Source organism: Polaromonas sp. CT11-55 (assembly GCF_047303325.1).
Taxonomy (GTDB): domain Bacteria; phylum Pseudomonadota; class Gammaproteobacteria; order Burkholderiales; family Burkholderiaceae_C; genus Polaromonas.
This window is the reverse complement of record NZ_JBKBEX010000006.1, coordinates 152,832-163,825: the sequence shown is the minus strand read 5'-3', so window position 1 is coordinate 163,825 and position 10,994 is coordinate 152,832. Positions and strand designations below refer to the sequence as shown.

Here is a 10,994-nt window from a genome sequence, read left to right as displayed (position 1 = left end):
GTGTCAGGGCCGGCAGGGCCGGGGCCAGGCGGCGTGCATTCAGGATCAGTTTCATAAGATTCCCGGTCGTGGAACGAGGCTAGACACTCAGGTAGGCGCGGCGCACTTCGTCGTTGGCCGCCAGGTCGGCCATGGAGCCTTCATAACGGATCTGCCCTTTTTCCAGCACATAGGCGCGGTCGGACACCAGCTCGGCAAAGTGCATGTTCTGTTCCGACAAAAGAATGCTGACCCCCTGGGCCTTGAGCTCCAGAATCATGTGGGCCATCTGCTCGACGATGACGGGGGCAACACCCTCGGAGGGTTCGTCGAGCAGCACCAGGTAGGGGTTGCCCATGAGGGTGCGCGCCACGGTGAGCATCTGCTGCTCGCCGCCGCTCATGCGGCCGCCGGCGCGGCCCGGCATTTCACCGAGGTTGGGAAACAGGGTGAAGAGCCGCTGCGGCGTCCACAGCGGCGCTTCGCTGCCATCGGGCCAGCGCCGCGCGGGCTGGCGCCCGACCTCGAGGTTTTCCGTCACCGTCAGGTCGGTGAAGATGCGCCTGTCTTCCGGCACAAAACCCAGGCCCATGCGGGCCGCATGGTGCGGCTCGCTTTTTGAGATGTCCTTGCCCAGGAAGGACACGCTGCCGCGCCGCTTGTCGAGCATGCCGATCAGGGTCTTGAGCGTGGTCGATTTCCCGGCGCCGTTGCGCCCCATCAGGGCCACGACCTCGCCGCGCCGCACATTGAGGCCGACGTCGAACAATATCTGGGCCGCGCCATACCAGGCCGACAGGCCGGTGGCCTGCAACAGGATTTCCTTCGCGCTGCTCATCAGGCTGCTTCCTTTACCAGGGATTTTTTCTCGAAGGTCTTGCCGCTGCCGAAATAGACTTCCTGGACCTTGGGATGGTCGCGGATCTCCAGCGGCTTGCCTTCGGCGATCAGCCGGCCGCGCGCCAGCACGATCATGCGGTCGGCATAGGCGAAGACCACGTCCATGCTGTGCTCGGTGAACAGCACCGCCATGCCGCGGTCCAGCACCAGCTGCTTGGTCAGGGCCATCAGCTCGTTGCGCTCGCGCGGCGCCATGCCCGCGGTGGGCTCGTCCATGAGCAGCAGCTTGGGGTTGTTGGCCATGGCCATGGCCAGCTCCACACGCTTGACGTCGCCATAGGCCAGCACGCTGCAGGGGCGGTCCGCCTGGGCTTTCATGTTGACCTGCTCGAGCAGGGCCAGCGCCTCGTCGCGCTTGTGGTCCGCCGCGCGGCGCCACATGGAGAACATCTTGTGGTCCGCCGACAGCAGCGTCATCTGTACGTTCTCCACCACCGTGAGCGAGGAAAAGGTCTCGGCGATCTGGAAGGTCCGGCTGACACCGCGCCGCCAGATCTCGCGCGGCGCCAGGCCGACAAGCTCCTGGGAGTCGAGCTGGATGGAGCCGCTGTCCGCGCGCAGCTGGCCGTTGACCATGTTGAAGGTGGTCGACTTGCCGGCGCCGTTGGGGCCTATCAAGGCCAGCAGTTCGCCGGCGGCGAGTTCGAAATTGATGCCATCCACCGCGCGCACGCCGCCGAAGGATTTCCCCAGGCCCGTGACCTTGAGCAAGCTCATGATTTTTCTCCCGCCGCGCCGCGCCGGTTGGCCAGCAGCTGTTTGGCAAAGCCCGCGATCCCCTGCGGAAACAGCAGAACCAGGATCAGGATGATGGCGCCCAGCATGGCGCGCCAGTAGTCGGTGTTGCGCGCCACGGTGTCGTGCAGCCAGGTGAAGGTGACCGCGCCCACCACCGGCCCGACCAGGGTCTGGATGCCGCCCAGCAGCACCATCACCAGCCCGTCGATGGATTTGCCCACATGCAGGCTCTCCGGCGAAATGCTGCCCTTGGAAAAGGCGTAGAGCGCGCCGGCCAGGCCCGCGAACGCGCCCGCGATCACAAAGGCCGCCCACTGCATGCGCTTGACGTTCATGCCGATGGCATCCGAGCGCAGCACCGAATCGCGCGCCGCGCGCATGCCGTAGCCGAAGGGCGAATACAGCATGCGGTGCATGAACAGCACCGCACCCACCACCAGGACCAGGGTCAGGTAGTAATAGACGCGCTTGTCGGCCAGCCACGCGGCCGGCCAGACGCCGGTCAGCCCGTTGCTGCCGCCGGTGAAGGCGTCCCACTGGTAGCAGATGGCCCAGGTGATTTGCGCGAAGGCCAGCGTCAGCATCGCGAGGTAGACCCCGGACAGGCGCACGCAGAACCAGCCGTAGACAAAAGCCCCCAGCGCCGCCACCAGGGGCGCCACGACCAGCGCCAGCTCCATGGGCATGTTCAGGCTGCGCACCAGCAAGGCGGCGCCATAGGCGCCCAGGCCGAAATAAGCGGCGTGGCCGAAGGAATGCATGCCGGCCGGGCCCATGATGAAGTGCAGGCTGGCCGCGAACAGCACCGCCACCAGCAGGTCGATCAGCAGCACGGTGACGTAAGGCGATTGCGCCGCGAGCGCGGGCACCAGGGCCAGCAACAGCAGCAAGGCCGCGCCGCCGACCTTGTAGAGGCGCTGCGGCCGGCGCAGGGGCTGCTCCGCCGCGCCCGCATGGCGGCTGGGCGCCTGGGGCCTGCCGAACAAACCCCAGGGCCTGGCCACCAGCACCACGGCCATCACCAGGAACTCCACCACCAGGGTCAGCTTGGAAAAGGAAATGCTGATGCCGGCGATCTCGACCAGGCCCAGCCAGATGCAGATGGCCTTGAGCTCCGCGATCAGCAGCGCCGCCACATAGGCGCCGGGAATCGAGCCCATGCCGCCCACCACAACCACCACAAAGGCGGCGCCAATGATGTTGAGGTCCATCTCGAGGTTGGCGGGTTCGCGCGGCAACTGCAGCGCGCCGCCCAGGCCGGCCAGCAAGGCGCCCAATGCGAACACGGCCGTGAACAGCCAGGCCTGGTTGACGCCGAGCGCGCTCACCATCTCGCGGTCCTGGGTGGCGGCCCTCACCAGCGTGCCCCAGCGCGTGCGGGTGAGCAGCAGCCAGAGCAGGCCCAGCACGACGGGGCCGGCCACGATCAGGAAAATGTCGTAGGAAGGAAACTGCCGCCCGAGGATGGAGACCGAACCCGTCAGGCCGGGCGCGCGCGGGCCCAGCAGCTCTTCAGCGCCCCAGAACCAGAGCACGCCGTCCTTGATCACCAGGCCCAGCGCAAAGGTGGCCAGCAGCTGGAACAGCTCAGGCGCGCGGTAGATGCGGCGCAGCAACAGGATTTCCACCAGGGCGCCCAGCACCCCGACGGCCAGCGCCGCGAGCAGCAGGGCCGGCCAGAAACCCAGGGTGCTGCCCAGCGCGGCCACCAGGGAATAGGCGACATAAATGCCGACCATGAAAAAAGAGCCGTGCGCGAAGTTGACGATGCGCGTGACGCCGAAGATCAGCGACAGCCCCGCCGCCACCAGGAACAGCGAGGATGCACCGGCCAGGCCGTTGAGCAGCTGCACGATAAAGCCTGAAAAGCTCATGAATAAACCTTTTTTGCGGGTAACCGGCAGCCCGCGGGCGCGGCAGCTTATGCGCCGCGCCCGGGGCCCCTGCGCACCGGGCAGGCCGGTGCGCCCGTGCCTTTAGTCGGCGGCGCGCATCTTCTTGACTTCGGCGGCGCCGGGCTGGACCTTGGCGCCGTCGATGTAGCGGTAGTCGACCATCACGCCCTTGCCGCCTTCATTCTTGGTGCGGCCCACATAAGCGCCCATGGTGGACTGGTGGTCTTCAGGGCGGAACACCACGGGGCCGAAGGGCGTCGTCACATGCAGGCCGCGGAAGGCCGTGATCAGCTTCTCGGTGTCGGTGGACTTGGCTTTTTTCATGCCTTCAGCCAGGGACTTGATGGCGCTGTAGCCGACGACCGAACCCAGGCGCGGATAGTCCTTGTATTTGCCGTGGTAGGCCAGGAAGAAGGCCTTGTGCTCGGGCGTCTGGATGCCGTACCAGGGATAACCGGTCACCACCCAGCCGTTGGGCGTTTCTTCCTTGAGGGGGTCCAGGTACTCGGGCTCGCCGGTCAGCAGGCTCACGACTTCACGGCCCTGGAACAGGCCGCGGGTGTTGCCCTCGCGCACGAACTTGGAGAGGTCGGCGCCGAACAGCACGTTGAAGATGGCGTCCGGCTTGGCGTCGGCCATGGCCTGCACCACGCTGCCGGAGTCGACCTTGCCCAGGGGCGGGGCCTGCTCGGCCACGAACTCCACATCGGGCTGGGCGGCTTTGAGCAGGGTCTTGAAGGTGGCCGCGGCGGACTGGCCGTATTCATAGTTGGGATAGACCACCGCCCAGCGTTTTTTCTTCATCGCGACGGCTTCGGGCACCAGCATGGCGACCTGCATATAGGTCGAGGTGCGCAGGCGGAAGGTGTAGCGGTTGCCGTTTTGCCAGACGATCTTGTCCGTCAGCGGCTCGGCCGCCAGGAAGAAGAATTTTTTCTGCTTGGCGAAGTCGGTCAGCGCCAGGCCGATGTTGGAGAGGAAGGAGCCTGTCAGCACGTCGACCTTCTCGCGCGAGACCAGCTCCTCGGCGGCGCGCACCGCGTCACCGGGATTGGCGTTGTCGTCGCGGATGAACAGCTGCACCTTCTTGCCGTTGATGCCGCCCGCGGCATTGAGTTCTTCGACGGCCAGCTCCATGCCCTTTTTGTAGGGCTCCAGGAAAGCGGGCTGGGCCTTGTAGCTGTTGACCTCGCCGATCTTGATGACGTCCTGCGCATGCGCCGTCATCATCATCGAAGCCATCAGACCCAGCAGGGTCACGGCGCTCAGCATCTTGGGGTGCATCTTCATAAATACTCCTGTTGTCGTGGATCGAATTGATGGCTGGCAGGCTCCGCGTCAGCGCAGCCCGTCCTCGCCCTTGATTTCGTGGACCTGCAATCCGCCCACGCGCGGTAGTGGCCGGCCACTGTCCGTGACGACGACAGCAACCACAATTTCATTGGCGCGCGGCGCATCGGCCACGCGCGCTTCCATGGCGTCGAAGTGGCTGCGCACAAAGGCCGCATCCTTGTGCCCCAGCGGCACGTCGATGGCCGTGCCCAGGCCGCCGCGCTTTTTGCTGGACGGCACCAGGGCCGCGCCTTTTTCCACCGCCAGCCGCAGGGGCGCTCCGAGCTTGGGATGCAGTATGGCCGCGGCATGCTCGAGCTCGCCGGCCTCGCCCACAATCGCGGCCTTGCCGTAGCTTTGCGCCTGGCCCGGCGCGATGCCCAGGGCCTGCACGCATTTCTGGCCGAGCAGGCCGCCGAGCTCTTCGCCGATGGCGATCAACTCGTCGAGCTTTTCCACGTAAGTCCCGGCAAAGGGGTTTTCAATCACGGCCATGGCCAGCGCCCGGCGTGTGGGCGGCGTGACGGGTTTTCCCATTTCGATCAGCGTCTCATCGACCTGGACAATGATTTTTCGGATCTTCGCGCTCATGGTGTTTCCTTGTCTCAATGTGTGGGGTATGCGTGGGTAGGGCTCATGCCCGCCTCAGCGCAGGCCGTCCCATTTGGCGATCGCGCCGGCGGCCAGGCCGCCGACACGCGCGTGGATGCGCGGGCCCGTGCTCATCGCGAGGATGAAGACGATTTCGTCAGGCAGGGGCGCGCCCGGCACGCGCACCTCGATGGCGTCGAAGTGGCTGCGCACATAGCTGGCATTGACATGCGTCATCGGCACGTCGAGCGCGGTGCCCGGCCCGCCCACTTTTTTGGTGGAGGGCACGATGGACAGCGCGTTGCCGGGCTGGCCGGTTTTTTCCTCGGCCTTGCCCTTGGCATAGGCATTGCGGTCGCCCTTCCAGCCCAGCAGCTCCCGCATGGCGTAGCCGCCCGGCACATGCCAGAGCGCACCGTGCTCAAGTTCCCCGGCCGCGCCGACGATGGCGCCCTTGCCATAACCCTCGATGCGGTCCGCCGGGACATCCATCGCGGCGCGCAGGCGCTGGGCCATGTCAATGCCGACGGGCTGCAGCGCATCCATCATCGGCAGGATGTCGGGCTCGTAACGCCCGGCGAAGGGATTGGCCAGCACCGCGGCAATCGCGCCGCGCAGCAGCGGCGTGGCCGGCGGCGGGCCGAACTCGTGCCGTATCTGCTCCACGTGCGTAAAGATGCGCCTGATTTCGATCATGGTTGAAGGTCCATTCATTTCATTAAGCAAATACCGAACCAGCTTGCCGTTCGCCGCGAGGCTTGTCCAGCCTTTGCACCGAGCCACCGCCGATGGCGGTGCTCATGAACTGCCCCTGGCACACCAGCACCGCCGACCAGATCAGGCCCGCCGCGTGCAAGGTCTGGGCGCGCCTGAGGCCCGCGTGCAGCGCGCGGCTTACCAGCTCGGGCTCCAGCGGCGGCACCTCCACCGTGACGGGAATGGCGCCGAGGTCGCTGTCGTCTTTCAATTCGCAAGCCGGCCTGCGCAGGATGCGCGCATCGGCGACATCCACCGCGTTGGCGATCACGGTCGCGGCCGCGTCGGCTTCGGCGGCGGTGCGCGCCAGCACGGTCACGCTGTCGGCGATGCCCAGTGAAAAGCTGCGGCCGCGCCATCCGCTGGTGGCCACGCCGCGCACAGGCAGGGCGCTGTCGACCTCGAACTGCCCGTCGGTCTGCACGCCGTCCAGGATTTCATCGACGCCCAGGCGGTCGATATCCGCATACAGGCCTATGCGCACCGACTGCGAAGGCGCAAGGTGAAGCGCGATGTCGCCGCCGTTGTTGATCCAGGCCCGCGTGATGCCGCTTGCCGTGTAGCAGGCGACCAGTTCCTGCGCCACCGCGCCGGCCACCGCAGCCATGGGGGTGATAAAGCCGCTCCGGTAGGGCCGGCAGGCATGCCACATGCGCCGCGCGACCGGGCCGCTCAGCGGACACGGCCCTTGCACAGGCAGCCGCAGCACAGGCAGCTCGCGCACCAGCTCGCCGAGAATGCCGCCGAAGCGCTGCCAGGCCTGCTCATGCGCCGCCTCCACCGCCGGCTGGCTGCCATTGGCGCCTATGACGATGTCCATGGGCCCATGCTGGAAATGCCAGCGGCCGTCGGGCAGTTGCGTGCGTTGGGCGTTCATGGCAAGCAGGCCTCAGCCCAGCAGCGGAGGACGCGCCAGCGGCCAGGGATTGGCGGCCGGCAGCGCGGTCCAGGCCAGGGCCGTGGGAGCGCCTTCGTTGTGCCAGGCGCCGCGGTGCAGCGCCTGCTCCAGCGTGCGCACATGGTCCATGTGGCCGCCCAGCGCGCGGTAGTCGTCCAGCTTCATGCTGAATTCAATCGGCGCGACGATGGCCGGCGTGGGCACGGTCCCGAAGCTGTTGTCCGGCATGCGCATGACGTCGGCCATCACCGTGATCCCGCCGCCCGGCCAGATATAGGCCGGCGCGCCGCCGCAGGTGACGTTCACCAGCGCGTCCTTGATGGCGCGCGTCAGCAAGACCGGGTTTTCGGTGACGCCGGCGCGCAGGCTGCCGCCGGCCCCGCCGAGGAAAAGCACGGTGGAGAGGGACGGTTCGCAGTTCTCGCCGATGCGCTCCACGATGCGGCGCACTTCGGGCGGCATCTCCTGCTCGACCGGGTTGAGCGCTTCGTCGAGCACATACCAGCTCGCGTGCTCCCCGGTGGTGGAAGTCATCAGCAGGCGCAGGCCCGGCCAGGCCACGGAGGCATCCCAGGTTTCGATGATGGACAGCGGGTCGGCGATGTCGGTGCCGCCCCAGCCCACACCGGGATTGGCGACCTGGAAATAGCGCCCCGGTGTGGACTTGCGCCCGCGCATCTTGATGCCGGAGGGCGGCATGTCCAGGCAGCGGCCGGCCTGGTGCTCGGTCAGCACGCCGGTGATGTGGTCGTCGACGACCACGACCTCGTCGAGCTTGCCGAACAGCTGCTTGGCAAAGATGCCGACCGTGGCCGAACCGCAGCCCACGCGCATGCGTTTTTCTTCCACGCCGTTCACGATGGGCGCGCGGCCCGCCTGGATCAGGATTTGCGAGCCGCCGTCGATGGTGAACTCCACGGCCTGCTTGTTGCCCAGCGCCTGCATCATCTCGACGGTCACGCGGCCCTCCTTCTTGCTGCCGCCGGTCAGGTGGTGCACGCCGCCCAGCGACAGCATCTGGGATCCGTATTCGGCCGTCGTCACATGGCCGACCACTTCACCCTTGCAGCGCACATTGGCCTGCTCCGCGCCCAGGAAGCGGTCGGTGTCTATCTTCACCTTGAGGCTGCAGTAGCTGAAGATCCCTTCGGTGACCACCGTGACCATGTCGACGCCGGCCGCCTTCGACGACACGATAAAGGGCGCGGGCTTGTAGTCCGGGTAGGTCGTTGACGAACCGACGCCGGTGACAAACACCTCGTCGGCCAGCAACAGGTCGCCGCTCCAGGCCGGTGCCGGTGACGGTGCCGCCGCTGGCAGGCCGCCCGCAACGCCGCCCTGCGGCGCGGGTTGCGCCGCGGCTTCACGCCCCGCAAAGGAGACCAGCTGCGGCTCCGAACCCGACAGGGTGCGGCGCAGCAGCAGCACGGGATCCACACGCACCAGCGTGCCGCCGTGGTTGGCATAGCGGTCGCAGGCGCCGCTGCGGCCGTCGGAAATCTGGCACAGCACCGGGCAGGCGTTGCACTCGATCTTCTCGCTGTTCATGCGCTCATTGCGCGGCCTGGCCTTTTCCAGCACCTGGGGAAGACCGTCCATGCCCGGCAGGCCGTCCGTTTTTGTGTGTTCGGTCATCGTGTTCGCCTTGTTCGCATCGGCCCCATCCCGGGGCGCCATTCCGGGGCACAATCCCCAATGTAGTGCGCACTTAATTTACATGTTGCATTTGCTACATTTAAATTCAATGTAGCGGATACGGAATTGCCGCGCAATAGGATTTGCACCGCGGCCTCCAATTTATTTTCAAAAATGTTGTGGACACTTAACTTAAATGTTGCGTTCACTACATTAATGTGGCACATTGCCTGCATCGACGATAGCCGGCCCGAACCGCCGCGCAAAGGAGTTCTTGTGACGCACGTAGTGACCGATGCCTGCATCAAATGCAAATACACCGACTGTGTTGACGTGTGCCCGGTGGATTGCTTCAAGCAGGGCCCGGACTTCCTGGTCATCGATCCGGACGAATGCATAGACTGTGCCGTCTGCATTCCGGAATGCCCGGTCAACGCCATTTACGCGGACACGGACACGCCCGAGCAGTTCGAGCCCTTCCTGGAAATCAACGCAAGGCTGTCCAAGCTGTGGCCCACCATCTCCAAACGCATCGCGCCCCTGCCGGACGCCGAGCTGTGGAAGGACAAGACCAACAAGCTGGCGGGCCTGGATCTCGGCTGAAAGCACGCCGGCCAGCGCGCCCCTTTTATATCCCTACCGACTCTCCACATCCACACCACCATGAGCGCCTTCAACGAAGAAACCGTCCTGTCCGTCCACCACTGGACCAACCGCCTGTTCACCTTCACCACCACCCGCGATACCTCGCTGCGTTTCAGCAACGGGCACTTCACCATGATCGGCCTGAGGGTCAACGACAAGCCCCTGCTGCGCGCCTACAGCATCGTGAGCCCCAACCATGAAGAGCACCTGGAGTTCCTCAGCATCAAGGTGGAAGACGGCCCGCTGACCTCGCGCCTGCAGCACATCCAGGTCGGCGACAAGATCATCGTCGGGCGCAAGCCCACCGGCACGCTGGTCATCGACTACCTGCTGCCGGGCAAGCGGCTCTACCTGCTCTCGACCGGCACCGGCCTGGCGCCCTTCATGAGCATCATCCGCGACCCCGCGACCTACGAGCAGTTCGAGCAGGTCGTGCTGGTCCACGGCGTGCGCCAGGCCGACGAACTGGCCTACCACGACCTGGTCGTCGAGCACCTGCCCCAGCACGAATTCCTCGGCGAGCTGATCTCCAAACAGTTGCTGTACTACCCCACCGTCACGCGGGAGGCCTACCGCAACATGGGGCGCGTCACCGACCTGATCGAAACCGGAAAGATGCAGGCGGACCTGGGCCTGCCGCCGCTGGACGCGGCGCACGACCGGGTCATGATCTGCGGCAGCCCCGGCATGCTCAAGGACCTCAAACACATGCTCGAGGGCAAAGGCTTCACGGAGGGCAACACCTCCAGGCCGGGCGACTTTGTCATTGAACGCGCCTTCGCCGAGCAATGAGGAAGAAGATGGCCCGGCGCTTGCTTCCGCCCTACACTACCCGGGAAATTTCTCCCCCGGCGGCCTCAGGCCCGCTCCTTTGCCAACCGCGACCGGACACCCATCCATGACAGTGAAGACCGCCAGAACCACCACGCCACGCGCCGCGACACCCAAACGCGCGGCAGCCAAACGGCCGGGCGTGCGGGAGCAGGCCGCGCAAACCACGCGCGACAACATACTGCGCGCGGCGACCAAAGTCTTCGCGCGTTACGGCTACGACGGCGGCAGCGTGGAGAAAATCTCCAAGTCGGCCAAGTCCTTCGACCGCATGATTTATTACTACTTCGGCAGCAAGGAAGGCTTGTTCATCGAAGTTCTCGAAGACATGTACCGCCGCATGAACGACGCGGAGCTCGAGCTGTCGCTGGACATCGAGCATCCCGTCGAGTCCCTGACGGACGTGATCTGCTTCGTGGTCTCCTACTACAGCAAGAACCCGGAGTTCATCACCCTGCTCAACACCGAGAACCTGCACCGCGGCAAGCACATCGCCAAGTCGCAGCGCGCGCGAGATTATTCGTCGCCCGCCATCGCCATCATCCGGCAGCTGCTGGAAAGCGGCGTGCGCAAGAAGATCTTCCGCTCGGACATCTCCGCCCGCAACGTCTACCTGCTCATCGCAGCGACGGGCTACTTTTACATCTCGAACCGCCACACGCTGTCGGCCTTCCTGGGCGAAGACCTGCAGTCGCCCGAAGCGCTGGCCCAGTGGCAGGCCTTCATCATCAGCACCGTGCTGCGCACCGTCATGCTGAACCCCTGATTTCCACCTTCCACACACCACTGAAAAG

General features: G+C 65.7%; 11 protein-coding genes. 3 read left to right on the top strand and 8 right to left on the bottom strand.

Going from position 1 to position 10,994, the window contains the following annotated elements:
- Positions 1 to 79: 79 nt before the first annotated feature.
- The 8 genes from ACEN8I_RS08735 to ACEN8I_RS08700 form a co-directional block, all read right to left on the bottom strand.
- Entirely contained in the window at positions 80 to 817 is a 738-nt protein-coding gene (locus tag ACEN8I_RS08735; protein WP_413327954.1) for an ABC transporter ATP-binding protein, read from the bottom strand.
- Positions 817 to 1,596, bottom strand: a complete 780-nt coding sequence (locus tag ACEN8I_RS08730) for an ABC transporter ATP-binding protein (RefSeq protein WP_413327953.1) — start codon at positions 1,594 to 1,596, stop codon at positions 817 to 819. Before ACEN8I_RS08730 ends, ACEN8I_RS08735 begins: the two co-directional genes overlap by 1 nt.
- Positions 1,593 to 3,491, bottom strand: coding sequence for an ABC transporter permease (locus ACEN8I_RS08725; protein WP_413327952.1), 1,899 nt, complete (start codon positions 3,489 to 3,491; stop codon positions 1,593 to 1,595). Before ACEN8I_RS08725 ends, ACEN8I_RS08730 begins: the two co-directional genes overlap by 4 nt.
- Positions 3,492 to 3,593: 102 nt before the next feature.
- Entirely contained in the window at positions 3,594 to 4,784 is a 1,191-nt protein-coding gene (locus ACEN8I_RS08720) for an ABC transporter substrate-binding protein (RefSeq protein WP_413327978.1), read from the bottom strand.
- Positions 4,785 to 4,850: 66 nt separating this feature from the next.
- Positions 4,851 to 5,435, bottom strand: coding sequence for an amino acid synthesis family protein (locus ACEN8I_RS08715; protein ID WP_413327951.1), 585 nt, complete (start codon positions 5,433 to 5,435; stop codon positions 4,851 to 4,853).
- Positions 5,436 to 5,489: 54 nt separating this feature from the next.
- A complete protein-coding gene (locus ACEN8I_RS08710; RefSeq protein ID WP_413327950.1) occupies positions 5,490 to 6,131 on the bottom strand; it encodes an amino acid synthesis family protein in 642 nt (213 codons plus the stop codon).
- Positions 6,132 to 6,153: 22 nt separating this feature from the next.
- Positions 6,154 to 7,068 carry a UPF0280 family protein gene (locus tag ACEN8I_RS08705; RefSeq protein ID WP_413327949.1) on the bottom strand — a complete coding sequence of 305 codons (915 nt, stop codon included), beginning with the start codon at positions 7,066 to 7,068 and terminating at the stop codon, positions 6,154 to 6,156.
- A 12-nt stretch (positions 7,069 to 7,080) separates the two neighbouring features.
- The gene (locus ACEN8I_RS08700) at positions 7,081 to 8,724 is read right to left on the bottom strand and encodes a 6-hydroxynicotinate reductase (protein ID WP_413327948.1); all 1,644 of its coding nucleotides are present in this window, start codon (positions 8,722 to 8,724) and stop codon (positions 7,081 to 7,083) included.
- Positions 8,725 to 9,000: 276 nt separating this feature from the next.
- Here ACEN8I_RS08700 and fdxA point away from each other — a divergent pair, with 276 nt between their 5' ends.
- From fdxA to ACEN8I_RS08685, 3 genes are all read left to right on the top strand, one after another.
- Positions 9,001 to 9,327: a ferredoxin FdxA gene (gene fdxA, locus ACEN8I_RS08695; RefSeq protein WP_413327947.1), complete on the top strand. Its 327-nt coding sequence runs from the start codon at positions 9,001 to 9,003 to the stop codon at positions 9,325 to 9,327.
- A 60-nt stretch (positions 9,328 to 9,387) separates the two neighbouring features.
- Positions 9,388 to 10,161, top strand: coding sequence for a ferredoxin--NADP reductase (locus tag ACEN8I_RS08690; RefSeq protein WP_413327946.1), 774 nt, complete (start codon positions 9,388 to 9,390; stop codon positions 10,159 to 10,161).
- A gap of 106 nt (positions 10,162 to 10,267) precedes the next feature.
- Positions 10,268 to 10,966: a TetR family transcriptional regulator gene (locus tag ACEN8I_RS08685; protein ID WP_413327945.1), complete on the top strand. Its 699-nt coding sequence runs from the start codon at positions 10,268 to 10,270 to the stop codon at positions 10,964 to 10,966.
- Positions 10,967 to 10,994 lie beyond the last annotated feature (28 nt).